This window comes from Paraburkholderia sp. RL17-380-BIE-A, from assembly GCF_046028085.1.
GTDB lineage: Bacteria > Pseudomonadota > Gammaproteobacteria > Burkholderiales > Burkholderiaceae > Paraburkholderia.
Map to the genome: position 1 here is coordinate 112,970 of NZ_JARESQ010000017.1, position 25,270 is coordinate 138,239.

Consider the following 25,270-nt stretch of genomic DNA (forward strand, 5'->3'; position numbering starts at 1 on the left):
CGCCCGCCAGACGGGGCGCACATCTTGAAACAGACCTTGGGGTGTGCGTTCCGGTAAAATGCGCCGCATGAATATGTCGACCAGCCAGCCCGGCACGGAAATCGGCTATACGTGGCCCATCCGCGTGTATTACGAAGATACCGACGCCGGCGGCATCGTGTTTTACGCGAACTACCTGAAATTTTTCGAACGGGCGCGCACCGAATGGCTGCGCGCGTGCGGCGTCGACCAGAATCGGCTCGCGGATGAGTCGGGGGCGATTTTCATCGTCCGCAGCACCGCGGTCGATTACCGGGCGCCGGCCCGGCTCGACGATGTCGTCAACGTAGTCAGCCGGATCGAGCGTCTCGGCCGCGCTTCGGTCGATTTCGCGCAGGAAGCGTGGCGCGACGGCACGCTGCTTGCTACCGGTTCCATCCGGGTCGGCTGCGTGGACCGCATCGCGCTGCGGCCGGCCGCGATTCCTCCGCCGGTTCTTGCCGCCTTGCGGCGCGGTCCGGGCGTGAGCGACAGCGGCGTGTCAACGGACAATGACTGAACCCCGTTGTTACGGGGCCAGTGAACTCGTAACGATCAAGCAACACAAAGCATGGTTCGGCTTGCAATATCGCCGATGCTTCCGTTTTGCTCACGGCAAGCTTCGAGCGGCCTTGCAGCCGGACGCCCCCTTCCGGGACGTTAAAACGAACCTTTATGAACACTACACAAGATCTGTCGATCGTTTCCCTCGTACTCAATGCGAGCCTGCTGGCGCAGGCCGTCATGGCCCTGTTGCTGCTGTTGTCGCTGTTGTCGTGGACCTTCATCTTCCGCAAGTGGTTTGCGATCCGTCGGGCGCGCGCGCAGACTGAACGTTTCGAACGCGATTTCTGGTCGGGTGGCGACCTGCAGGCGCTTTATCAGAGCGCCGCGAACAACCGCCACACGATCGGCGCCCTGGAGCGGATTTTCGAGTCCGGCATGCGCGAATTCCTGAAGGGCAAGGAGAAGCGTCTGAACGATCCGGGCGCGATTCTCGACGGCGCGCGGCGTGCCATGCGTGCCGCGTTCCAGCGTGAAATGGACGTGCTCGAAGCCAATCTCGCATTTCTCGCGTCGGTCGGCTCGGTCAGCCCGTATATCGGTCTGTTCGGCACGGTGTGGGGGATCATGAACGCGTTCCGCGGCCTCGCCAACGTGCAGCAGGCCACCCTGGCGAATGTCGCGCCGGGCATCGCCGAAGCGCTGACGGCTACCGCAATTGGCCTGTTCGCTGCGATTCCGGCCGTGGTTGCCTACAATCGCTACGCGCACGACATCGACCGTCTGGCGATCCGCTTCGAGACCTTTATCGAAGAATTCTCGAACATCCTGCAGCGTCAGGCACAGTAAGGAGTCCACGATGGCAGGCTCTCGCTCCTCCAGCATGCGCGGCAGCCGCTCGCGCCGCGCGATGGCCGACATCAACGTCGTGCCGTATATCGACGTAATGCTCGTGCTGCTCGTGATCTTCATGGTGACCGCGCCGCTCGTCGCGCCATCGATCGTCAATCTGCCGACCGTTGGTGGCGCGGCGCCGCAGCAGCAAACGCCGCCCGTCATCGTGAACATTCGCGCGGACGGCAACATGAGCGTCAAATACAAGGACGATTCGGGTGCGCAGCAGCAGGAAGACATGACCAAGGCCGATTTGAACGGCTTTATCGCCGAGCGCGCGCAATCGCATCCGGATCAGCCGGTCGTCATCGCCGCCGACAAGACCGTGAAATACGAAGTCGTGATGAACGTGATGTCCGAGCTCAAGGCTCGCGGCGTCAAGCGCGTTGGATTGCTCGTCAAATCGCAATGATCCGCAAGAACTCCGAATACCCGCTCCAGCCACCGCGTGAACGCGGCACCGGGCGAGCCTTTGCGTTCGCGCTGGTGATGCACGCGCTGCTCGGATTCTTCCTGTATCACGGCATTCAGTGGCAAAACAGTACGCCCGAAGGCGCAGAAGCGGAACTGTGGACCGAAGTGCCCGACGCGGTGATCCCGCGTCCCGTCCCGCCACCGCCCGCGCCCGTGCCGGTCGCCCCCGCCCCGCCGGTACGCGACGAGCAGGCCGACATCGCGCTGCAGGAAAAGAAGCGCCAGCAACAGGAAGCGGCTCGCCAGGCTCAGTTGGCCGAGCAGCAACGTCAGCAGAAGCTGCAGGCCCAGCAGGAAGCCGAGGCGAAGCGACAGCAGCAACTGGCGGCCGAACAGGCAGCGCAACTCGCGGCGCAAAAGGCTGCCGCAGCGAAACAGAAACAACAGCAGCAACAGCAGCAGCAGGAGGCCAACAAGCTGAAGCAACAGCAATTGGCCGAGCAGCAAAAGCAACAGCAGTTGAAGGAACAGCAGCAGGAACAGCAAAAGCAAGCCGAGGCTGAAGCGCAGAAGAAGGCCGACGCGCAGAAAGCCGCGAAGGCCAAAGCGCAAGCCGACGCGGCGGCGCAAGCGAAGAAACTGGATGCGGAACGTCGCGCACGCCTCGCGCAGATGCAAGGCCTCGCGACCGGCGGCACCGGCTCGACCACCAGCGATGGCCTCGGAAAGAACGGCACGGGCAGCGGCTCGGGTGGCACGGCGACCTCGCCGGGCTACTCGGACAAGGTGCGTCGTGCAGTACGCCCGAACATCACGTGGGGCGGTGAGACCAGCGGCCTGGAGACGGTCGTCTCCGTGCGCTGCTCGCCGACGGGCACCTTGCTTGGCGCAACGATTTCACGCAGCAGCGGCAACGCAGCGTGGGACGACGCGGCGCTGCGGGCCGTCCAGCGTACTGATCCGATGCCCCAGGACATCAATGGCAAGACACCGACCAGCTTCCTGATTACGTTGCGCCCGGCCGGTTGATTGCAGCAGTTCGACAGTCAGTCGACAGCAGACGCAGCGCCCCGCCCATCGGGGCGCGCTCGGGAACGAATTAGTTCTTTTCGGGTCTGTCTGCTGTCTTGAAGCGTTAGTAAAACCGTTTTTGGGGAATCCATACAGCATGAGTTTGATGACCAAGCTAGGCCTGCGGACACTTGTAGCGTCGTGCCTGATCGCCGTCGGTGGCGCCGCCAACGCACAACTCAACGTCCTCGTCACGGGCGTCGGGTCCACCCAGTTTCCGATCGCAACGGCGAATTTCGCCAATGAAGCGAACTCGCCGCAGCAGGTCAGCACGATCGTGCGTCAGGATCTGCAGCGCAGCGGCAAATTCACTAACATCGACGCGGGCTCCACCCCGGTCGCCGAAACGGATTCCGTCGACCTCGGCAGCTGGAAGGCCAAGGGCGCCAACGCGTTCGTGTCGGGCAGCGTGAACCGCCTGCCGAACGGTCAATATGAAGTGCGCTTCAAGCTGTACGACACCGTCAAGGGCGAAAGCCTCGGCGGCCTCGTGCTGGTGAGCCCGGAAAGCGGCTTGCGCATGAGCGCGCACAAGGTTGCGGACTACATCTACGCGAAGCTCATGGGCGGCCGCGGCGTGTTTGCCACGCGCCTGTCGTACGTCATCAAGACGGGCGGCCGTTATCAGTTGCAGATCTCCGATTCGGACGGCCAGGACGCGCACATCGCGCTGTCGAGCCCCGAGCCGATCATCTCGCCGGCATGGTCGCCTGACGGCACCAAGGTCGCTTACGTTTCGTTCGAAAAGAAAAAGCCGATCGTCTACATTCACGATCTGCCCACGGGCCGCCGCATCGTGGTGTCGGACCAGAAGGGCAATAACAGTGCGCCGGCGTGGTCGCCGGACGGACGCACGCTGGCGGTCGCGCTTTCGCGCACCGGCAACACGCAGATTTTCGCCGTCAATGCAGACGGCAGCGGCCTGCGCCGTCTCACGCAAGGCAGCTCGATCGACACCGAACCGTGCTTCTCGCCTGACGGCCAGTCGATCTATTTCACCAGCGACCGTGGCGGCCAGCCGCAGATCTACAAGATGTCGGCCCAAGGCGAAAACGCCGGCGCCGCACAGCGCGTCACGTTCACGGGCAGCTACAACACCAGCCCGCGCGTGAGCCCGGACGGCAAACAGCTCGCTTATATCTCGCGCGTCGGCGGCGGCTTCAAGCTTTATATCCAGGACCTGCAAGGCAACACCGCCACAGGCCTGACGGACACGACACATGACGAATCGCCGAGCTTCGCGGCGAACGGTCAGTACATTCTTTACGCCACACAGGTGAACGGCCGTGGCGTGTTGGCCGCAGTATCGACCGACGGTCGCACTCGGCAGGTCCTGTCCGTTCAGGGTGGCAGCGTACGCGAGCCGTCCTGGGGCCCGTTTATGCAATAACGTTTATGCAATAACACAAGGAGAGTAACCAAATGATGTCAAAACTTCGCTTCGCTTTTGCTGTATTGATGGTCGGTGCACTGGCCGCATGTCACTCGGGCGTCAAGCTCGACGAGAACGCTAACAAGGGTGGCACGGTCTCGGCACAGCCGAACCCGAACGATGTCGCGACGGTCAACGTCGACCCGCTGAACGATCCGAATAGCCCGCTCGCCAAGCGCAGCATCTACTTCGACTTCGACAGCTACTCGGTGAAGGACGACTACCAATCGCTGCTGCAACAACACGCGCAATACCTGAAGAGCCATCCGCAACGCCACGTCCTGATCCAGGGCAACACCGACGAACGCGGCACCAGCGAGTACAACCTGGCACTCGGCCAGAAGCGTGCTGAAGCTGTGCGCCGTTCGCTGTCGTTGATGGGCGTGACGGACTCGCAAATGGAAGCCGTGAGCCTCGGCAAGGAAAAGCCGCAAGCTACGGGTCATGACGAATCGTCGTGGGCACAAAACCGCCGCGCCGACCTCGTATACCAACAGTAAGTAACGGGTGATGAGCCGAATGACGCATCGTTTCTCCTGGCTGCGGTTTGCCGCAGCGGCCTGCGTCGCAGGCACGGCCTTCACGGCTGTGCCCGCGCATGCGGGCATCTTCGACGACGATCAGGCCCGTCAGGCCATTCTCGATCTGCGCTCGAAGACCGATAGCCTGTCGAGTCAGTTGTCGGCCGCGCAACGCACGATCCTCGATCAGTCCAATCGTCTCGACCAGCTCAATCAGCAGGTCGCGACGTTGCGTGGACAGAACGAGGACATGGGCAATCAGCTCGTCACGCTGCAAAAGCAGCAAAAGGACTACTACACCGATCTGGATACGCGCCTGAAGAAATTCGAGCCGCAGCAGCAAACGGTGGACGGCGTCCAGGGCGAGGTGCAGCCGGGTGAGACCGAGTCGTTCAACGCGGCTTCGCAGCAATTCCGCAACGGCGACTTCAAGAATGCGGCGGCGTCGTTCCGCACCTTCATCTCCAAGTTTCCGAACAGCCCTTACCAGCCGACCGCGCAGTACTGGCTGGGCAACGCGTTGTATGCGTTGCGCGACTACAAGGGCTCGACGGCGACCTGGCAAGGTGTGGTGCAGAAATATCCGCAGCATCCGCGTGCGCCTGAAGCATTGTTGGCGATTGCGAACAATCAGCTCGAGCAGGGTCAGAAGGCCGCGGCCAAGAAGACGCTGGAGCAGATCGTCGCGCAGTACGGCGGCTCGGACGTCGCGCAATCGGCCCAGAGCAAGCTCTCGCAGATCAAGTAGCTGGCAGTAACGCGCAGTGTCCGAAGTCATAGCCACGCGCGCCTCTCGCTGAAAAGCCCGGGTAGTGATACCTGGGCTTTTCACTATCTGAAGTGGTGATTGCTTACGTAGGCTCGATGGGTTGACAGCTCACCGGGGCTATCGCTATAATTTCGCTCTCTTTTGGGTCGTTAGCTCAGCTGGTAGAGCAGCGGACTTTTAATCCGTTGGTCACAGGTTCGAATCCCGTACGGCCTACCAAAAGATTCAAGGGCTTGCACGCGTCAGCGTGCGAGCCCTTTTCTTTTTGCGGCACGGTTTCTTTACGCTATGCGTCCCCGCGTTGCGCCGCGGTCGGCATTTAGGGTTTCCGCACCGCCCCCCCCTTCTGCCCCTCCCCCGTCTTTCCGACCATCACTTCCGGTCTCAGCCCCATGACGCGAAACCCGCCGCGCCCCGGCCTGTGATGACCAGTCACTTACACTGCCCGTCAATCCACACAACTACCCTCGCGCCAATTTATATCACAATCACATATAATCTCACCCACCGCAGCCCCGCTGCCCATCCACTGAAACCCTCGCGCCAGCCCACAAACCTCACCCAACGCAACCGACCTTGCCCCGCCCTACCCTCAACCGCTGGCTCGCCCGCCTCGCACCGCCGCCCGTCGCTCTCGCGTGGAAGGAGCGTTTGCGTTCGTGCGTCGGTGCATTGATAGGCATTGCGTTCACTGCCGCCATCACGCATCTGCTGCTGGGTTCGGGCGGGAATATCCCGTTGCTGGTGGCGCCCATGGGCGCTTCGGCCGTGCTGCTGTTCGCGGTGCCGGCGAGTCCGCTTGCGCAACCGTGGTCCATCATCGGCGGTAACCTTGTTTCGGCGACGGTCGGCGTTGCTTGCGCAAGCTGGATCGGCGATCCGCTGCACGCGGCTCCCGTCGCCGTCGCCGCCGCGATCTGCGCCATGTTCGTGCTGCGCTGCGTGCATCCGCCATCCGGAGCGGTCGCGCTCACGGCCGTGCTGGGCGGACCGGCCGTGCATGCGCTCGGCTACCGCTTCGTGCTCGAGCCGATCGCGCTTCAGTCCGCGGCGCTCCTCGGCGCCGCAATCGTGTATCACGCGATCACTGGCCACCGTTATCCCCATTCGGCACGGCCAGGCGCTAGCAAATCAGATCCGGACGCTCAGCCGCGGTCCGGCTTCACGCGTGCGGATCTCGACGCCGTGCTCAAGCGGCAAAGCGAACTGCTCGACATCGCACCTGACGATCTGGAATCCCTGCTGCGCGCCTTGCAGTTGCAAACCTACGCGCGCAGCTTCGACGAGATCACCTGCGCGAACATCATGTCGCGCAACGTGATCACCGTCTCGGCGCAGACGCGCGCAACGACCGCGTGGAGCATTCTGCAACGTCACGGCATCAAGGCGCTTCCGGTCACGAACGAAGAGCGGCACGTGATTGGCATCGTCACGCGGGCCGACCTTGGCGGCGCGCGGCAAGCGGGCGCGTTCACACGGCTTCGACACCGGTTGTTCGGCCGGCGCCGCGCGAAAGAACCGGCCGTCGGCACGCTGATGACAACTCCCGTCCGCACGGTCGACACCACCACGCCGATCGCGAACCTGGTGCCACTATTCGCTGACTTTGGACACCACCACGTTCCAGTGCTGGACAGCCAGACAAGAGAGCTCGCGGGGATGGTGACTCAGGCAAATCTGATCTCCGGTTTATACCGCCAGCCTCGCATGCCACAGCAAGCGTCGCAGCGCGCGGCCTGACAGCCCGTCTCGACTTGCGCCATCGTCACGCCCCAATACATCACGTTGTGATATAAATAGCATTTCCCGATAAAGCCACGCTTCAATGAAAACCCCACGCCGCGAACTGGAAAAGTCCGATTTCGAGCAGTTGTCCGAGTTCCGCTATCAAATGCGCAGATTCGAACGCTTCTCCGAACAGGCCGCCCAAACCGAAGGCATCACGCCTTTGCAATATCTGCTGCTTCTACACATCAAAGGCTATCCGCAGCGGGACTGGGCGACCATCGGCGAATTGGCCGAACGGCTGCAAGCCCAGCATCACGGTGTCGTGGCACTGGTATCGCGATGCGAAGCGCTCGGCCTCGTCAAACGCAAGGTCAGCGAGACCGATCGCCGCCAGGTGGAAGTACACCTGCAAAAGCCCGGCGAAAAGACCCTGGCCAAACTGGCCGCGCTGCACCGTGCCGAATTGAAGTCGCTCGAAGGCGCGTTCAACGTGCCGCAAATCGATCTTTAGTCCGCGGCACGCCGCTCACTGCCCACTCACCTCAATCTCGTCCCGATCATGACAGCCGACACCCACAAGCGCGACTTCGCCGAAAACCGCCGCCTGCCCGGCATCGCCTTGCTGGCGGCGTGCATCGGCGTGATCAGTACGGCGGCGGCTTTCGTACTGCTGAATCTGATCCACCTGTTCACGAACCTGTTTTTCTTCGGCACGCTTTCCTTCGCGGATCGATCGCCGGCGCACAACACGTTAGGCATCTGGGTCGTGCTGGTGCCGGTGGCGGGCGGCCTGATCGTCGGCCTGATGGCGCGCTACGGCTCGGAGAAGATTCGCGGCCACGGCATTCCGGAAGCCATCGAAGCGATCCTGTTCGGCAAGAGCCGTATGTCGCCGAAGGTGGCGATCCTCAAGCCGCTGTCATCCGGCATCGTGATCGGCAGCGGCGGGCCGTTCGGCGCGGAAGGTCCCATCATCATGACGGGCGGCGCTTTGGGTTCATTGATGGCGCAGTGCGTGCGCGTGAGCGCGGCGGAGCGTAAAACGCTGCTGGTCGCCGGCGCCGCAGCCGGCATGACCGCGGTGTTCGGCACGCCGGTCGCGGCAGTGCTGCTCGCGGTCGAGTTGCTGTTGTTCGAATGGCGGCCACGCAGTTTCTTGCCGGTCGCGCTCGCCTGCGCGGTGGCAGGCTTCGCGCGCGGCGCACTGTTCGGCGCGGGGCCGCTGTTTCCGCTCGAAACGGCGCCGCCCGGCGCGTTGTCGCTGTTCACCTGCGTGATCGCCGGCTTACTGTCAGGCGCGCTGGCAACGGGCCTCTCCGCCGCGCTCTACAAGACCGAAGATCTGTTCGGCAAACTCAGTATCCATTGGATGTGGTGGCCCGCGCTCGGCGGACTCGTCGTCGGAATTGGCGGCTTTATCGAGCCGCGCGCGCTGGGTGTCGGCTACGACGTCATCGGCGACCTGCTGCATCTGCATCTGGCGCTTCAGGTTGCGCTCGCGCTACTGCTCGTGAAGGCCGTCATGTGGGTCGTCGCGCTCGGCTCGGGCACCTCGGGCGGCGTGCTTGCGCCCCTGCTGATGCTGGGCGCCGGTCTCGGCGTGGTGTTGAGCCATCTGATGCCGGGCAACGATCCGGCGCTGTGGCCGCTCGTGTGCATGGCAGCCACGCTCGGCGCGACCTTGGGCGCTCCGCTCACCGCAATCGTGTTCGCGTTCGGCCTGACCCATGACAGCAACGCGCTATTGCCGCTACTCGCCGCCACGCTGGTCGCGCACGGCTTTGCCACAGTCGTGATGCGCCGCTCGATCATGACGGAAAAAATCGCGCGTCGTGGATATCACATCTACCGCGAATATGGTGTCGATCCGTTGGAGCGCCACTACGTCGACGAGGTCATGACGCGTGACGTCGAAACGATCGACGCACACGCGACTATCGACGAAACGCTTGCACGACACTTCGGCCCGGCGCAAAAGCATCGAGCCTATCCGGTGATTCGGGACGGCGCGGTTACTGGGGTTATCGACCGCGCGACCCTTGAGCGCATGAGTGCCGCTCGCGACATCAAGCACGCCGCGGCAACGCTGCTTGAACTGATGGGAACGCACACACCCGTGGTCGCATTGCCGGGCGAAACCTGCCGCCTCGTCGCAACACGGCTCGCCGTTCACGGTCTGGAGCGCATGCCCGTCGTGGACGACGTCAACACGCGGCGACTCATCGGCATCGTATCGCGAAGCGATCTGGTGAAACCGTCGCTTGCCCACTTCGAAGAAGAGCATAAGAAGGAGCGCTTCCGGCGTCTGGGTACGCGTGCCGCGAAGCGACGCCTTTCGCCGCTTCGCTGAGCCGGTTAGCGTGGCTTGCGAAGCGCGTGTCGATCGAGAGAGACTGCAATGAGGCGAGGCAATGTCTAACTACGCGGGAACACGTGATCAAAGGATATTTCCGACAGCCTTTGCCGCCATTTCGCGCGACTCCACCGGCATTTTCCGTAGCCAATTTCACGACTCAGCCAGGAAACAACGGACTCCGAACCTGAACATTTATTGAGACATAAAGACGTGCAATGATCGCCGCCGGTCCAGCAAGGCACGCTGTGACTCTGCGTAAGCAGACGCTTTGGCAAAACACCGCAGCCCCGCGCTTTCATTCCACCCATATGACCAATTTTCTGTTCGATCTCCTCTCGAACCTGGCTCTGCTGGCTTTCGTGCTGGCCGCCTGTCATCTGTGCAACCGCCGCATACCTGGCGCGTCGCTCGATGGTTCGCACATTTTCGGCGCGTTGGCGTGTGTCGCGTTCCTGCTCGATGCCGCGCTGACCTTCCTGGTGTTCGCCGACTCGCAGAGCCGCTATGGCCACCTCAGCACATCGATAGCGTTCTTCGAGCGCGCCTGCGCATACTGGCTCGCGATCATCGTCGCGCTCGCCTGGCGCCATGTGGCACGCCGCTCGCACTTCGCGAAAGTCAGTACCGGCGCAACCCTTGTCATTCAAACGTCGCCGTATTCGAAATCGCATCTGCCGATGTAGCGCGCACCAATCACAATCGCTGCGAACGCGTCCGCCAAAGCGGCCGACTCTTCCCGCCAGACAAGCCTTATCAAGCCATCAGGGAACTGGAACGGTCCTTGCGGATGCGCGCGCCGTCGCCTATAACTTCCGAACACCGAGTGTTACCGTTTGCGCCCGTCGCCGGGCATTTGCCGCTGTATTGCACCACCGCTGTTCAATCAGTCGAAGGCAACTTACCCAACGAGGAACATCTTGGATCTCGAAACCGTTCGCGTCTTCATCATGACCCGGGGCATCGACCTCGGCACCAAGGTCGTCGGGGCGATCGTCCTGTGGATCGTCGGCCGTTGGCTCATCGGCATGATCATTGGCCTGCTGCGCAAGGTGCTGGCGCGCAACGGAAGGGTCGATCCCACGCTGGCGCATTATCTCGGCTCGATTCTCGGCGCACTGCTGAATCTGCTGCTGATCCTCGCGATCCTTCAGGTATTCGGTGTACAGACCACTTCGTTCGCCGCGCTGCTCGCCGGCCTCGGCCTTGCGATTGGCACCGCTTGGGGCGGCCTGCTTGCCCACTTCGCCGCGGGCGTATTCATGCAGGTGCTGCGGCCGTTCAAGGTCGGCGATTTCGTCACCGCGGGCGGCGTGACCGGCACGGTCTCGGAGTTGGGTCTGTTCGGCACCACCATCGTGACGCCGGACAATGTGACGACTATCGTCGGCAATAACAAGATATTTTCCGACACGATCTCGAACTACAGCCTCTTGCCCGTGCGCCGCGTCGAGCTGACAGCGAAGATCGCCAATGGCGTCGATCCGACGGATGCGATGAACCGGCTGAAGGCGGCTGTCACGCAAATTCCGAACGTGGCCGAGAGTCCCGCGCCGGACATCGAAGTGCTGGGCTTCACGCCGGAAGGCCCCCTGCTCTGCGTGCGGCCCTACACGCACAATGAGAGCTATTGGCAGGTCTACTTCGACACCAACCGCGCGATCATCCAGACGTTCAAGGAAGCCGGCTACCCGACGCCGGAAACGCCACTGGCGCCGCGTGCAGTGAGCTGAGTGTTGCCGCGCGACGAGAATCGCCACCGGCTGACACGGCGCAATTAATCGCATTGCCAATTGTTAATTGTCAATTCAGTGCGATTCAGAAAGACCAAACAAAAACGGCGTCGCGAGATTCGCGACGCCGTTTTTTATCGGACTAGCCCTGCGGCAAAACCTCAGCGGCTTCCCGCATTCGATGCGTTCTTGCGCATCATCTTCCACAACGCGCCGAGCACGACCGGTACAACCGCAGCACCGATACCCACCAGTACGATCACATTCAGATACTGACGGATAAACGGAATGTTGCCGAAAAAATAACCGAGCAACGTCAACAGCAATACCCAGAAAAAAGCGCCGGCAAAATTGAACAACTGAAACCGGCTCACCGTCATTTCGGATGCACCCGCAACGAACGGCGCGAAGGTGCGCACCACCGGAATGAAACGCGCCAGCACGATAGTCTTGCCGCCATGCTTCTCGTAGAAGTTGTGCGTCTTCTGCAGCGCGCTGCGATCGAGAAAACGCTCGAGAAAAGGAATGTGCGAATTGAACACTCGCGGCCCAATGGCCCGCCCGATCATGTAGTTGACGGTATTGCCGCTGATGGCCGCTACGAGCAGCAACACGATCAGCAAGCCAATGTTCATTTCTCCCGTCGCACAGAAAGCCCCGCCGATGAACAGCAGCGAATCGCCCGGCAGAAACGGCAGAATCACGAGCCCGGTTTCGCAGAACACGATCAGAAACAGCACCGCGTAGACCCAGGCGCCGTACACGTGAATAAAGTCTCCGAGGAACTTGTCGATGTGCAAGACAAGGTTGACGAAATGTAGCAACGTGTCCAAAGAGAATCCTTTATTAAGCGAATGTGACGGTGGCGGAAATGGCCGTATGAGCAGACCAGCTGGCGATGGCGGCAAACGCTCACTCGCCGCGGCAAATTGACCGCGTCATGATACAGAAAGTGCCCGGCGGCGATTAAAAATCTCCCGCGCTTCGGTGCGCTCGAGCGCACCGCGAGCCTGCCGCGCCGAATCGCTATAATTTCGCCATGTCCGAATTCTCCGAAACGCCTGCCGGCCTCGACGCCGCGACCGCGGTTTCCGCCGCCGCGCCCGCACCACGCCCGTTGCGCGCGATCCAGCCCCTTCCCGATCAACTGATCAGTCAGATTGCCGCCGGCGAAGTGGTCGAGCGACCGGCGTCGGTCGTCAAGGAACTGCTGGAAAACGCGCTCGACGCGGGCGCGCAGTCGCTGCGCATTCTGCTCGACGAAGGCGGCGTGAAGCGCATCTCGATCACCGACGACGGCTGCGGCATCCCCGAGAACGAACTCGCTCTTGCGTTGATGCGCCACGCGACCAGCAAAATCCGCTCGCTTGCCGAACTGGAAGCCGTCGCGACGCTGGGGTTCCGCGGCGAGGCGCTGGCCTCGATCGCATCTGTCGCGCAGATGACCATCACGAGCCGCACGGCCGACGCGTCGCACGCGGTGCGCGTGGATGCGCAAACCGGCGTGCTGAGCCCCGCAGCGGGCACACAAGGCACCACGATCGAAGTCCGCGAGTTGTACTTCAACACGCCGGCGCGCCGCAAATTTCTGAAGAGCGAGCAGACCGAACTCGGCCACTGCCTCGAACAGATCCGCCGCGCGGCGCTGGCACGGCCGGATGTCGCGATTTCGGTGCTGCATAACGGCAAGGCCGTCGAACACTGGAACGCCAGCGAGCCGCCCGTGCGGGTCGCGAAGATTCTCGGCGACACGTTTGCCACGGCGCATCTGCCGCTCGACGAATCCGCCGGCCCGCTTGCGGTCTACGGTTGTGCGGGCCTGCCGACCGCGAGCCGCGGGCGCGCCGATCAGCAGTACTTCTTCGTCAATGGCCGTTTTGTGCGCGACAAGCTGCTCACGCACGCCGTACGCGCCGCCTATGAAGACGTGCTGCACGGCGAGCGCTATCCGTCCTATGTGCTGTTTCTCGATCTGCCGCCTGAAGCGGTCGATGTGAACGTGCATCCGTCGAAAATCGAAGTACGGTTTCGCGATTCGCGCTCGATTCACCAGTTCGTGTTTCACGCCGTGCAGCGCGCATTGGCGCGGCATGCGGGCGCGTCGCCGGAAACGACAGCGGGCGGGCATGCGGCGCATCTGGCGCCATCCGCTGGCGGGCCGGCTTCGTTCGGCGCGACGCCGCTCGGCGGTGCGGGCATCGGCGGAGGCAGCCCCGGTGCGGGTGCAGGCGGCTTCGGTAGCGGTTTCGGTGGTGGATCAAGCGGTACATCAGGCGGCTTCGGATCGTCGCCACAGTCCGGCAATACCTGGATGCGCCAGGCCCGCATGACGCAAGGCACGCTGCCAGTTGCCCAACCGCTCGCGTTCTACGACGCGCTCTTCGGCCGCAAAGACACGCATGCCGGCACAGCGGAAGGCGCCACGCTTTTCGAGGTCCGCGATTCGGCCGGCGATACGCCGTCGCCGTACAACGCGTCTGCGCCCTACTCCACGCCCGCTTTCCACGCCGCCGACGAGCAACCGCTCGGCTTCGCGCTCGGCCAGATCCACGGCATCTACGTGCTGGCGCAGAACGCGCACGGTCTGGTGATCGTCGACATGCACGCCGCGCACGAGCGCATTCTGTACGAGCAGTTCAAAAACGCGTTGGCGGACCGCACGATTGCCGTGCAACCGCTACTGATCCCGCTGTCGATGCAGGCCGACCCGATCGAAATCGGCACCGTGGAAGAAGAGCGCGACACGCTCGACGCACTCGGTTTCGACCTCGCCGTGCTGTCACCGACCACGCTCGCGATCCGCGCCGTGCCGGCGTTGCTAAAAGACGCGGATTTGCAGGCGCTGGCGCGCGCGGTCCTCTCCGACCTGCATGCATTTGGCGGCTCGCGCGTGTTGACCGAACGTCAGCACGAACTGCTCGGCACGCTCGCGTGCCATCACGCGGTGCGTGCGAACCGGCGCCTCACGCTCGATGAAATGAACGCGCTGCTGCGTCAGATGGAGGCGACCGAGCGTGCCGATCAATGCAATCACGGACGTCCTACGTGGTATCAGTTGACGCTGTCCGATCTCGATCGGCTGTTCATGCGTGGTCAGTGACGTGACGCTGCCGCGACACGCGACCGCCTGGCCTATGACTTCACGCACACCCACGACCGTCCCGTGCCTGCTCGGGCCGACCGCGTCCGGCAAGACCGCCGCCGCGCTGGCGCTGGCCGCGCGGCGTCCGGTGGAAATCATCAGTGTCGATTCGGCGCTGGTCTATCGCGAGATGGATATCGGCACCGCCAAGCCAACCGCTGAAGAGCGCGCGGTGGCGCCGCATCATCTGATCGATATCGTCGATCCGACCGACGCCTACTCCGCCGCGCAATTTCGCGCCGACACCTTGCGGCTGACCAGTGAGATCCACGCTCGCGGGCGTTTGCCGGTGCTGGTCGGCGGAACCATGCTGTACTACAAGGCGCTCACCCAGGGGCTCAACGATCTGCCTGCCGCCGACGCCGACCTGCGTGCCACGCTCGATGCCGACGCCGCACGCGAGGGTTGGCCGGCCATGCACGCCCGGCTTGCCGCGATCGATCCCGTGACGGCCGCGCGCCTCGCACCGAACGATTCACAGCGCATTCAGCGGGCGCTGGAAGTTTACATGCTGACCGGGCAGGCCATGTCCGCCTTGCTGGCCGCGCCGGCCCGAGTGGATGACGCCGCCGCCGCATGGCGCTTCGCGCCGATCGCGCTGGAGCCGTCGGATCGTGGTGTGCTGCATGCGCGGATCGAGAAGCGCTTCGATGCGATGCTGGCCAGCGGTTTCGTCGATGAAGTCGTAAAGTTGCGCGAGCGCGGCGACTTATTGCCCGAGATGCCGTCCATGCGTTGCGTGGGCTATCGGCAGGTCTGGGAATATCTGGATGGCGCGGTCGATTATTCGACCATGCGCGACAAGGGCGTCTTCGCCACGCGGCAATTATGCAAACGGCAGCTCACATGGCTGCGAAGCATGACGGAACGAGTGGTGGTGGATTGCTGCGATCCGCACGCGACGGCGCGGGTGCTTGAGGCGATTGAAGCGTTGATGTGAAGGATGGCTGTGAAGCGGAGCTGTAAGACGGGGCTGTGAAGCTGGGCTGTGAAGCGGGGCCTTGAAGCGGAGTTGTAAAGCGTGGCTGTGAAGCGTTGCATCTGAGGCATTGAGCCTTGCAGCGTCGGACCCGCGCGGCGCACTCTGAAAGCGCGCCGCGCAGACTCCGAAGCCTTTAGACCACCACGGTCTGAGCCTCACCGGCCGCGCTTTCGCGAATCACGCCGATCTTCCAGACCTGCTCGCCGGCGGCGGACAGCAAACCGATTGCAGCGTCAGCATCCGCATCCGACACGACCACGGCCATGCCGATACCGCAGTTGAACACACGGTGCATTTCCGCATCCGCCACGCCGCCGTGCTTTTGCAGCCACGAGAACAGCGGCGGCAGCGGCCAGGCGCGATGGTCCAGCTCAGCCGTCAAACCTTCACGCAGCACGCGCGGAATATTCTCGACCAGCCCGCCACCCGTGATGTGCGCCATACCCTTGACGGCGACTTGCTGCATCAGCGCCAGCAGCGGCTTCACGTAGATATGCGTGGGCGCCATCAGCGCGTCGGCGAGCGAGCGGCCGTCGAAATCAGCGTTCAGATCAGGCTGCGCGCGCTCGATGATCTTGCGCACCAGCGAAAACCCGTTCGAATGGATGCCGCTCGAAGCCAGACCGAGCACCACGTCGCCCGGGGCAATCGTGCTGCCGTCGATAATCTTGCTCTTTTCCACCGCGCCGACCGCGAAACCGGCCAGATCGTATTCGCCGTCGGGGTACATGCCCGGCATTTCCGCCGTCTCACCGCCGATCAGCGCGCAACCGGACAGTTCGCAGCCGTGCGCGATACCCTTCACGACCGTTGCCGCCGTGCCGACGTCCAGCTTGCCGCAAGCGAAATAGTCGAGGAAAAACAGCGGCTCGGCGCCTTGCACGAGAATGTCGTTCACGCTCATCGCCACCAGATCCTGGCCGACGGTGTCGTGTTTGTTCAGTTGAAAGGCGAGGCGCAGCTTGGTGCCGACGCCGTCGGTGCCGGACACGAGCACCGGCTCTTTATACTTCTTCGGCACTTCGAACAGCGCGCCGAATCCGCCGATGCCGCCCAGCACGCCGTCGCGCATCGTCTTTTTGGCAAAGGGCTTGATCGCGTCGACAAGGGCGTCGCCCGCGTCGATGTCCACGCCGGCGTCGCGATACGACAACCCTTGGGCCGAACCAGTTGAATTCGGGGCGGATTTCGGTTGATTCATGGGGACGAGCTCGAAGGTCGGTAAAATGCGATTTTACCCGATGCCGGCCGACTGGCTGGAATTTGAATCATCCGGTCCCGAACGACACCTGGGAAACAACCTTGCAAGAGAACTCCTCGATTCCGACGCCTGTCCAGCGCCGCGCCTTCACCTGGCTTGCCATTGCGCTAGGCATCGGCATACTGCTCTGGCTGCTGAGTCCGGTTCTCACGCCGTTTCTGCTCGGTGCGATTCTCGCGTACATTCTGCAGCCGGGCGTCGCGTGGATGGTGCGCCGGCGCGTGCCGCGCGGTCTTGCGGCGTTGCTCATGATGCTGTTCTTCACGCTGCTGATGACCTTGCTCGTGCTGCTGGTGCTCGCCGTCATCCAGAAAGAAGGGCCGCAGTTGCGGCAGCAGGTGCCCGTGCTGTTCGCGCACGTGAACGCCTGGCTGCAACCCAAGCTGGCCATGCTGGGCCTCGCCGATTCGCTCGACTTCGCCAGTATCCGCGATCTCGTGATGGGGCAGCTCGAAGGCAGCGCGCAGACGGTGGCGATGTATGCGTGGACCTCCATCCGCACGAGCGGCAATGTCATGATGACGGTGGTCGGCAACGTGGTGATGGTGCCGCTTGTGCTGTTCTACCTGCTGTACGACTGGAACCGCATGCTCGCCCGCATACAGGTCGTGGTGCCGCGCCGCTGGCTCGACAAGACGCTGCAACTCGCGCGCGACATGGACCAGATGTTGTCGCAATATCTGCGCGGCCAGTTGCTCGTCATGGGCGTGCTCGCCGCATACTATGCGATTGCGCTGAGCCTCGCGCGCTTCGAGATCGCGTTGCCGGTCGGGATCTTCACGGGGCTCGCGGTGTTCATCCCGTACATCGGGTTTGCCACCGGTCTCGCGCTGGCGCTGCTCGCGGCGCTGCTGCAATTCGGCGACTGGTACGGCTTCGGCGCGGTCGCGCTGATTTACGGTGTCGGCCAGATCCTGGAGAGCTTCTTTCTCACGCCGCGTCTGGTGGGCGAACGGATCGGCCTGCACCCGCTCGCGGTGATTTTCGCATTGCTCGCTTTCGGGCAGCTCTTCGGCTTTTTCGGCGTGTTGCTGGCGTTGCCGGTCAGCGCGATCCTGTCGGTCGCCATGCGCGAGTTGCGCCAAAGCTATCTGGCGAGCACGCTTTATAAGAACTGACTGCTTGTTGACTATTCCGGCCCGCGTGACGGGCCATTTGCGGCTTGGCCTCATTTTCGGCATTAACCTACTGTGCTTCGTCAACTGACGCTCGATCTCGGCACCCCGCCGCCATCGACATTCGACAATTTCTTCGCCGGCGCCAACGCCGAGCTGGTCACGCGCCTGCGCGAGCTCGAAAACGCGCTCGCAGCCGGGCCGGTCGCCGATCGCACCTTCTACATCTGGGGCGAGTCCGGCAGCGGCCGCACGCATTTGCTGCAGGCGCTCGTGCACGAAGCGTCGCCGGGGCACGCGCGCTTCGCCGGCCCGCAGAGCAGCCTCGCCGCCTTCAGTTTCGACCCGCGCGTCGCCCTGTATGCGATCGACGATTGCGACGCACTCTCCGCCGCGCAGCAAATCGCCGTCTTCAACCTGTTCAACGAAGTGCGCGCGCATCCCACCAGCGCACTCGTCGCCGCGGGCAACGCGCCGCCCATCGGTATGACGGTGCGCGAGGATTTGCGCACGCGCCTCGGCTGGGGCCTCGTGTTCCATCTCGCGCCGCTGCCCGACGAAGGCAAGGCCGCAGTCCTCAAACACGCGGCACGCGAGCGCGGCATCATGCTCGCCGACGACGTGCCGGCCTACCTGCTCACGCATTTTCGCCGCGACATGCCGAGCCTGATGGCGCTGCTCGACGCGCTCGACCGCTTTTCGCTCGAACAGAAACGCGCGGTCACGCTGCCGCTGTTGCGCACCATGCTGGCCTCGCCGGACGCCGAAGAACGGCGTGCCGCGCCCAACTCGGCGAGCTCATCCGCTTCATCCGCCGCTTCAAGTAAAATAGGCCCCCATGGCTAACCTCGCACTCTTCGACCTCGACCACACGCTCATCCCCACCGACAGCGACCACGAATGGGGCCGCTTCATGGTGAAACACGGCATGGTCGACGCCGAAAATTTCGCCCGTGAAAACGACCGCTTTTTCGCCGACTACAAAGCCGGCCGGCTCGACATTCACGCCTATCTGATCGCCATGCTCACGCCGCTGTCGAAGTACACGCGCGCGCAGCTCGCCGACTTTCACGCGCAGTACATGCACGAAGTCATCAAGCCGGCGATCTTCCCCGTGGCGCAGGAGTTGGTGAAGCAGCACCAGGAAGCCGGCGACCTGTGCTGCGTGGTCACCGCCACCAACGAATTCATCACCCGCCCGATCGCGCAGGCATTCGGCGTCGACACGCTGATCGCCTGCGAAGCGGAAACCGTCGACGGCGAGCCGCATTCGCCGTACACCGGGCGCCCCACCGGCACGCCGAGCTACAAGGAAGGCAAGATCGTGCGCACCGAAGCGTGGCTCGCCTCGCTCGGCAAGACGTGGAGCGACTTCGAGCACAGCTATTTCTATAGCGATTCGCACAACGACATCCCGCTGCTCGAAAAAGTCACAGACCCGATCGCGACCAATCCCGACGACACATTGCGCGCCCATGCGCAGGCCAAAGGCTGGCGCATTCTCGAACTCTTCCAACCCTCGTGATCAAAAAATTTATCCGCAAGCTATTCGGCCAGGACGCGGCACCCGCTGACGACACCCTGCCCGCCGAAGCCGAAGCAGACGAAACCGGCAACGCGCCGGCGCGCACTCCGTCAGGCGCGAGCAAAGCGCGCCGCAAGCCCACCCGCGCCAGCGTGCCCGCGAAAACCGTACGCGACCCGGACGTGCCGGTCATCATTCCGCACGACGTGCACGGCATCGACCAGTCGCTCATCTCGCGGAACGCGATTCGCGTGACCGAGGGTCTGCAACAGGCCGGGCACCGCGCGTTCATCGTCGGCGGTGCGGTGCGCGATCTGCTGCTCGGCATCAAACCGAAAGACTTCGACGTCGCGACCGACGCCACGCCTGAACAGGTGCAGAAGCTGTTCCGCCGCGCGCGCATTATCGGTCGGCGGTTTCAGATCGTGCATGTGCAGTTCGGCCAGGAAATCATCGAAACCTCCACGTTCCGCGCACTGGTCGATCCACCCGCGGCAGACGCGGCGCCGCCGCGCCGCCTGAAGCGCGACGAACTCGATCGCCGCACCCATGCAGTTGATGCAAGCGGCCGCGTGCTGCGCGACAACGTGTGGGGCGAGCAGCACGAAGACGCCACGCGCCGCGACTTCACGATCAACGCGATGTACTACGATCCGGCCACGCAAACCGTGCTGGATTATCACAACGGCATGGCCGACATGCGCGCGCGTCTGTTGCGCATGATCGGCGACCCGGCCACGCGTTATCGCGAAGATCCGGTGCGCATGCTGCGCGTGGTGCGTTTCGCGGCAAAGCTCGACTTCGAGATCGAGGACAGCACCCGCGAGCCGATCGCCAACATGGCTGATCTGATCAACAACGTGCCCGCCGCGCGCCTGTTCGACGAGATGCTCAAGCTGATGCTCTCCGGCCATGCGCTCGCGTGTTTGAAACGCCTCCGGCAGGAAGGCCTGCATCATGGCCTGCTGCCCTTGCTCGACGTGGTGCTCGAACAACCCATCGGCGAGAAATTCATCACGCTTGCGTTGAACAACACGGATGCCCGCGTGCGCGCCGGCAAACCGGTGTCGCCGGGCTTCCTGTTCGCCACGTTGTTGTGGCACGACGTGCAGCAGCGTTGGCAAAAATTCGAAGCGAACGGCGAATATCCGGTCCCCGCACTGCATCGCGCAATGGACGAGGTGCTCGACATGCAAACCGAGAAACTCGCGATCCACAAGCGCTTTTCATCGGATATGCGCGAGATCTGGGGTCTGCAGTTACGCCTCGAGAAACGCTCGGGAAGAAGCGCGCTGAAGCTGCTGGAACACCAAAGATTTAGAGCGGGGTATGATTTCCTCCTGTTGCGCTGCGAATCGGGCGAACTCGATGAGTCGGTCGGTGCGTGGTGGACGGAGTTCATAGACGGAGACATCGCCGCACGTGAGACATTGCTCACGCAAGGCGGGAAGGACCGAAGCCCCAGAAAACGACGGCGGCGCAGCAGTGGCGCGAGAAGCCGCAAGCCGGGCGACGGATTGGAGGGCGGCACGCCAGCCGAACGCACAGCCGACGAAGCAGGCCATAACGGCTCGCACGAAGACTGACACAGCGTTGGCTGTTGCCGTCGAACGATAGTTGCAGGAAGTTATGCCATGACGGTTGCTTATCTCGGCCTCGGCGCGAATCTCGGGGACGCGCGCCAGACCCTGAAAGACGCGGTGGTGTGCCTCGCACAACAGCACACCATCACCGTGCTCGCCAAGTCGAGCCTGTATCGCACTGCCCCGATCGACGCGGGCGGTGACGACTATTTCAACTGCGTCGTGAAGGTCGATACGACGCTCCCCGTGCGGCATCTGCTTGCGCTATGCCACAAGATCGAGCATCAGTTCGGCCGTGAGCGGCCGTTTCGCAACGCACCGCGCACGCTCGATCTGGACATTCTGCTGTTCGGCGATCAATCGATCGACGAAGCCGATCTGATCGTGCCGCATCCTCGCCTGACTGAACGCGCCTTCGCGCTGGTGCCGCTCGTCGAGATCGACGCCGCACTGGTCATTCCGCAACATGGCCGCGCCGAGGCGCTGCTCAGCGGCGTGAGCGATCAGCGCATCGAGAAGGTGAAAGGGCCTTGCCAGTGTCCTATGCTCAATGCATTGACCGCCGGTGAAGGCACTGCCGGCAAGGGCCCCTGCGAATGAATTCATCGCCGCTCACCGTCACGGCACCGCAACTGCGGCCGCCGTTCGGCTATCTCGCGATCGAAGGGCCGATCGGCGTCGGCAAGACGTCGCTCGCACGGCGCCTTGCGCAGCGCTGGTCGATGCAGGAATTGTTCGAACGGCCGCAGGACAATCCTTTTCTCGAACGTTTTTACCGCGACACCGCGCGTTACGCGTTACCCACACAACTGCACTTCGCGTTGCAACGCGCGCAGCAGGCTCAGGACGTAAGCGCGGCGCACCTGTCGGGCACGCCGCTGATCGCCGATTTCATGACGCAGAAGAACGACATCTTCGCGCGTCTGACGCTGCAGGAAGACGAGTGGCAGTTGTATCGCGCGCTTGCCGCGCGTATCGAAGCCAGCGCGCCGGCGCCGGACTTCGTCGTCTATCTGCAGGCGAGCCCTGAGGTGCTGTTCGCGCGTATCCAGAAGCGCGCCGTGCCGATGGAGCTGCAGATTTCCGACGCCTATCTGCACGCCCTGTGCGATGCGTACAACGAGTTTTTCTATCACTACGACCGCACGCCCGTGCTGACGGTCAACGCCGAACACCTGAATCCGCTCGACTCCGACGCGGACCTTGCGCTGCTCGCAGAACGCATTGAAACCATGCGCGGCCGCAAGGAATTCTTTGTCAAAGGCACGTCGCTCTGAGCGGCGTGGCCACCTCTTTTTTCTCAACGGATTGACCCATGACCTATTTGCAGGAAGCGAGCCGGAACGCTATCACCGTGCCGAAACTGCAGGCAATGCGCGACGCCGGCGAAAGAATCGCCATGCTCACCTGTTACGACGCGAGCTTCGCCGCGCTGCTGGACCGCGCGGGCGTCGACGTGCTGCTGATCGGCGACTCGCTCGGCAACGTGCTGCAAGGCCAGACGACCACCCTGCCCGTGTCGCTCGCCGACATCGCGTATCACACGGCTAGCGTGGCGCGCGCGCGGCCCGCGGCGCTGATCGTGGCCGACTTGCCGTTCGGCACTTACGGCACGCCGGAAGAGGCATTCAGAAGCTCGGTTGAATTGATGCGCGCCGGCGCGCAGATGGTGAAGCTCGAGGGCGGCGAATGGCTCGCGGACACGGTGCGCTTCCTCGTGGAGCGCTCGATTCCCGTGTGCGCTCACGTCGGCCTGACGCCGCAATCGGTGCATGCGTTCGGCGGCTTCAAGGTGCAAGGCAAGACCGAAGCGGGCGCGACGCAATTGCTGCGCGACTCGCTCGCCGTGCAGGCGGCCGGCGCGCAATTGATCGTGATGGAAGCGATCCCGACGCTGCTCGCAAGCGACGTCACGAAGCAACTGCGCATTCCGACGATTGGTATCGGCGCGGGACTGGACTGTTCGGGTCAGGTGCTGGTGCTGCACGACATGCTGGGCATTTTCCCCGGCAAGCGACCGCGCTTCGTGAAGGATTTCATGCAGGGGCAGCCGAGTATTCTCGCGGCCGTGGAAGCTTATGTCGCTGCCGTGAAGGACGGCTCGTTCCCTGGGCCGGAGCACACGTTCTGAGTTTCGAGCGTTAGAGGATCGAGCGGAACGGGCCGTTTCGTGCCCGTTGTCGTTCGCTTTGGCGCGTATCCGATATCGCGTTCAAACGCATACAAGGCCGGTTGTCTTTCTCTGGCGACTGGTCGACCTGTCCCAGCCCGTGGCGGCGCGCCTCTCTCAGTCCACGATCCGTGCCGGCAGCGCGCCTCGCAGTGCATTGCACACCATCAGCGCTTCGGCGTTTTGCAGATCGGTCCGGGTGAACACACGTTCGGCCGCCTGCAGACCCGACGCCTCCTCGAGCAAAACGCTGCGCATCACGCCTGGCAGCACGCCCGACGCAAGCGGCGGCGTCCACCAGCGCCCAGCCAACTTCACGAAGACATTCGACCGGCCACCTTCGGTCAATTCGCCCTGCCCGTTGAAGAACAGCGTGTCGAACGCGCCCTTCGCTTCGGCTTCGCGCCAGCCGCGATCGTATTCAGCGCGGCGAGTGGTTTTGTGACGCAGCAGCAAGTCGTAGGCGTCGGTTGCCGGGAAGGCGTGATCGGGTCCGAGCAACACGCCGACAGTGGAGTCGGCTAGCGGCGTCAGCACGGCCACGGTGATGTTCGCCGTACCGTCCTTGCTCAACGCGAGCCGCATGCGATGCGGAGTTTGTGCGGGCAGCGCCGCGCACTTCGCCGCGATCTCCGCGCGAAGGGCGTTGGCGATCGTATGGTCGAGTTTGAAGCCGAGTACCGCCGCGCTCGACGAGAGCCGCGCAAGATGGCGCGAACAATGCCGCACGCCCTCTTCGCGCGTCGCATACATTGTTTCGAAGAGTTCGAAACCCGGCTCGGCATGGGTCAGAAAGCGGGCCTTCAATTGACACTCCGCGTATTCGTCGGCGGCGACGCTGTCGAGCACGATCCCCGCGCCGATGCCCATCTTGCCTTCCAGTTGCCCCGTTTGCGCCGACCGGCTCAGCGTCAACGTGCGGATCGCGACGGACAGGCAGAAGTCACCGCAGGAGGTTTCGTTCGCAGCCGGTGTGGATGTGCCGGCACTCGTGGTGTGCGCAACCGCCGAGGGCACATCCAGCCAGCCGATGGCGCCGGTATAGAGCCCACGCGGCGTGCTCTCGAGTTCATCGATCAATTGCATCGTGCGATGCTTCGGCGCGCCCGTGATCGAGCCACAGGGAAACAGCGCGCGCAGTATCCCGGCGAACGACGTGCCGGGCCGCAACGCCGCATGCACAGTGGACGTCATCTGCCAGACCGTCGCATACGGCTCGACCGAAAAGAGCGCCGGCACCTTGACCGAGCCCGTCTGCGCCACCCTCGACAGATCGTTGCGCAACAGGTCGACGATCATCACGTTTTCGGCGCGGTTTTTAGGATCGTTGCCGAGGAATTCGGCAGCGCGCCGGTCCGCCGCCGGGTCGTCGGATCGCGGCGCGGTGCCTTTCATCGGCCGCGCATGCAACGTCTCGCCCTGCTTTTCGACGAAGAGCTCCGGCGAGCACGACAACACCCAATCGCCGTCCGGCAACGCGATCAGCGCACCGTAGCGAACCGGCTGGCGCGCTCTCAGCCGCCGATACAAAGCGACGGGCGAGCCGAACACATCGAAGCCGAGCCGGTACGTGTAGTTGACCTGATAGGAATCGCCCGCGCGCAGGGCTGCGTGGACCCCGTCGATCGCCGCGTTGAACTGCCGCGGATCGACGCTCGCGCGCACGTTGGCCGTGCCCGCCACCGATGGCTCGGCCGCGCCCTGGTCGCGCGCCATGAGCCACGCGTCGACCTCTTCACGCGAACGTTTCTCGCAACGTTCGAACAATAAAAAACGCAGCGTGGCATCGCCACGCTGCGTTTTCAGAGACCAATGCGCCTCGGCGCCGAGGAGATCCCGGCCGAACTCATAGTCGGCGAGCACGACGGCATGCAAACCACGCAGGGTTTCCGCAGCCACGCGCTCGCAAACGGCTTCGAGTTGCGCGGCATCCGCACACACCCATTCCTGCACAAACCCCGTGTACAGACGACTCGAAGGGCGCGCCGGCAACGCGTCGCAATCGTCGAGCAATGCGAAAACCGCGCCGTGCTCATCTGCCGTCATGCTTACCGC

24 protein-coding genes and 1 tRNA gene are annotated in these 25,270 nt (G+C 63.3%); 22 read left to right on the top strand and 3 right to left on the bottom strand.

Features of this window, described 5'->3' with window-relative positions; genetic code table 11:
• Positions 1-58: 58 nt before the first annotated feature.
• The 13 genes from ybgC (at position 59) to P0D68_RS26385 (ending at position 11,437) form a co-directional block, all read left to right on the top strand.
• Positions 59-538, top strand: coding sequence for a tol-pal system-associated acyl-CoA thioesterase (gene ybgC, locus P0D68_RS26325; RefSeq protein WP_408301030.1), 480 nt, complete (start codon positions 59-61; stop codon positions 536-538).
• Positions 539-693: 155 nt separating this feature from the next.
• A complete protein-coding gene (gene tolQ, locus P0D68_RS26330) occupies positions 694-1,371 on the top strand; it encodes a protein TolQ (protein ID WP_007179119.1) in 678 nt (225 codons plus the stop codon).
• Positions 1,372-1,381: 10 nt separating this feature from the next.
• The gene (gene tolR, locus P0D68_RS26335) at positions 1,382-1,828 is read left to right on the top strand and encodes a protein TolR (RefSeq protein ID WP_007179120.1); all 447 of its coding nucleotides are present in this window, start codon (positions 1,382-1,384) and stop codon (positions 1,826-1,828) included.
• Positions 1,825-2,859, top strand: a complete 1,035-nt coding sequence (gene tolA, locus P0D68_RS26340) for a cell envelope integrity protein TolA (RefSeq protein WP_408301033.1) — start codon at positions 1,825-1,827, stop codon at positions 2,857-2,859. Before tolR ends, tolA begins: the two co-directional genes overlap by 4 nt.
• A 139-nt stretch (positions 2,860-2,998) precedes the next feature.
• Positions 2,999-4,291: a Tol-Pal system beta propeller repeat protein TolB gene (gene tolB / locus P0D68_RS26345; RefSeq protein WP_091796650.1), complete on the top strand. Its 1,293-nt coding sequence runs from the start codon at positions 2,999-3,001 to the stop codon at positions 4,289-4,291.
• 32 nt (positions 4,292-4,323) lie between these two features.
• Positions 4,324-4,833, top strand: a complete 510-nt coding sequence (gene pal, locus P0D68_RS26350) for a peptidoglycan-associated lipoprotein Pal (protein WP_012431817.1) — start codon at positions 4,324-4,326, stop codon at positions 4,831-4,833.
• Positions 4,834-4,852: 19 nt separating this feature from the next.
• The gene (ybgF, locus tag P0D68_RS26355; RefSeq protein WP_408186731.1) at positions 4,853-5,602 is read left to right on the top strand and encodes a tol-pal system protein YbgF; all 750 of its coding nucleotides are present in this window, start codon (positions 4,853-4,855) and stop codon (positions 5,600-5,602) included.
• Between the two features lie 164 nt (positions 5,603-5,766).
• A tRNA-Lys gene (locus tag P0D68_RS26360) sits at positions 5,767-5,842 on the top strand.
• A gap of 357 nt (positions 5,843-6,199) precedes the next feature.
• Complete coding sequence (locus P0D68_RS26365) at positions 6,200-7,363, top strand: HPP family protein (RefSeq protein WP_408301036.1); 1,164 nt, start codon at positions 6,200-6,202, stop codon at positions 7,361-7,363.
• A gap of 85 nt (positions 7,364-7,448) precedes the next feature.
• Positions 7,449-7,862, top strand: coding sequence for a MarR family winged helix-turn-helix transcriptional regulator (locus tag P0D68_RS26370; RefSeq protein ID WP_091796653.1), 414 nt, complete (start codon positions 7,449-7,451; stop codon positions 7,860-7,862).
• A gap of 48 nt (positions 7,863-7,910) precedes the next feature.
• On the top strand, positions 7,911-9,701 hold the full coding sequence (locus P0D68_RS26375) for a chloride channel protein (protein ID WP_408468770.1): 1,791 nt from the start codon (positions 7,911-7,913) through the stop codon (positions 9,699-9,701).
• Between the two features lie 314 nt (positions 9,702-10,015).
• The gene (locus P0D68_RS26380) at positions 10,016-10,390 is read left to right on the top strand and encodes a hypothetical protein (protein ID WP_408301040.1); all 375 of its coding nucleotides are present in this window, start codon (positions 10,016-10,018) and stop codon (positions 10,388-10,390) included.
• A gap of 234 nt (positions 10,391-10,624) precedes the next feature.
• Positions 10,625-11,437, top strand: a complete 813-nt coding sequence (locus tag P0D68_RS26385; protein WP_408301042.1) for a mechanosensitive ion channel family protein — start codon at positions 10,625-10,627, stop codon at positions 11,435-11,437.
• A gap of 161 nt (positions 11,438-11,598) precedes the next feature.
• Here the strand turns inward: P0D68_RS26385 and P0D68_RS26390 are convergent, their stop codons facing one another.
• On the bottom strand, positions 11,599-12,270 hold the full coding sequence (locus P0D68_RS26390) for a DedA family protein (protein WP_091796657.1): 672 nt from the start codon (positions 12,268-12,270) through the stop codon (positions 11,599-11,601).
• A 206-nt stretch (positions 12,271-12,476) separates the two neighbouring features.
• Between P0D68_RS26390 and mutL the strand changes: the two genes are divergently transcribed.
• Positions 12,477-14,537, top strand: coding sequence for a DNA mismatch repair endonuclease MutL (gene mutL / locus P0D68_RS26395; RefSeq protein WP_408186706.1), 2,061 nt, complete (start codon positions 12,477-12,479; stop codon positions 14,535-14,537).
• 34 nt (positions 14,538-14,571) lie between these two features.
• Positions 14,572-15,519, top strand: coding sequence for a tRNA (adenosine(37)-N6)-dimethylallyltransferase MiaA (miaA, locus tag P0D68_RS26400; RefSeq protein WP_408301044.1), 948 nt, complete (start codon positions 14,572-14,574; stop codon positions 15,517-15,519).
• 175 nt (positions 15,520-15,694) lie between these two features.
• Here the strand turns inward: miaA and purM are convergent, their stop codons facing one another.
• On the bottom strand, positions 15,695-16,762 hold the full coding sequence (purM, locus tag P0D68_RS26405; protein ID WP_408301046.1) for a phosphoribosylformylglycinamidine cyclo-ligase: 1,068 nt from the start codon (positions 16,760-16,762) through the stop codon (positions 15,695-15,697).
• A 101-nt stretch (positions 16,763-16,863) separates the two neighbouring features.
• Between purM and P0D68_RS26410 the strand changes: the two genes are divergently transcribed.
• The 7 genes from P0D68_RS26410 (at position 16,864) to panB (ending at position 23,176) form a co-directional block, all read left to right on the top strand.
• Positions 16,864-17,940, top strand: a complete 1,077-nt coding sequence (locus tag P0D68_RS26410; protein ID WP_408301048.1) for an AI-2E family transporter — start codon at positions 16,864-16,866, stop codon at positions 17,938-17,940.
• A gap of 72 nt (positions 17,941-18,012) precedes the next feature.
• Positions 18,013-18,783 carry a DnaA regulatory inactivator Hda gene (gene hda, locus P0D68_RS26415; RefSeq protein WP_408301050.1) on the top strand — a complete coding sequence of 257 codons (771 nt, stop codon included), beginning with the start codon at positions 18,013-18,015 and terminating at the stop codon, positions 18,781-18,783.
• Entirely contained in the window at positions 18,776-19,462 is a 687-nt protein-coding gene (locus P0D68_RS26420; protein ID WP_091796662.1) for a histidinol-phosphatase, read from the top strand. The genes hda and P0D68_RS26420 overlap by 8 nt, the downstream gene beginning before the upstream one ends.
• On the top strand, positions 19,459-21,048 hold the full coding sequence (pcnB, locus tag P0D68_RS26425) for a polynucleotide adenylyltransferase PcnB (protein ID WP_408301052.1): 1,590 nt from the start codon (positions 19,459-19,461) through the stop codon (positions 21,046-21,048). Before P0D68_RS26420 ends, pcnB begins: the two co-directional genes overlap by 4 nt.
• A 48-nt stretch (positions 21,049-21,096) precedes the next feature.
• On the top strand, positions 21,097-21,645 hold the full coding sequence (gene folK, locus P0D68_RS26430; protein ID WP_091796664.1) for a 2-amino-4-hydroxy-6-hydroxymethyldihydropteridine diphosphokinase: 549 nt from the start codon (positions 21,097-21,099) through the stop codon (positions 21,643-21,645).
• Entirely contained in the window at positions 21,642-22,322 is a 681-nt protein-coding gene (locus P0D68_RS26435; RefSeq protein WP_408301054.1) for a deoxynucleoside kinase, read from the top strand. Before folK ends, P0D68_RS26435 begins: the two co-directional genes overlap by 4 nt.
• 38 nt (positions 22,323-22,360) lie before the next feature.
• A complete protein-coding gene (gene panB / locus P0D68_RS26440; RefSeq protein WP_408186796.1) occupies positions 22,361-23,176 on the top strand; it encodes a 3-methyl-2-oxobutanoate hydroxymethyltransferase in 816 nt (271 codons plus the stop codon).
• A 156-nt stretch (positions 23,177-23,332) separates the two neighbouring features.
• On the opposite strand, the gene pabB is transcribed toward panB, so the two are convergent.
• Positions 23,333-25,261: an aminodeoxychorismate synthase component I gene (gene pabB, locus P0D68_RS26445; protein ID WP_408301057.1), complete on the bottom strand. Its 1,929-nt coding sequence runs from the start codon at positions 25,259-25,261 to the stop codon at positions 23,333-23,335.
• Positions 25,262-25,270: the final 9 nt, after the last annotated feature.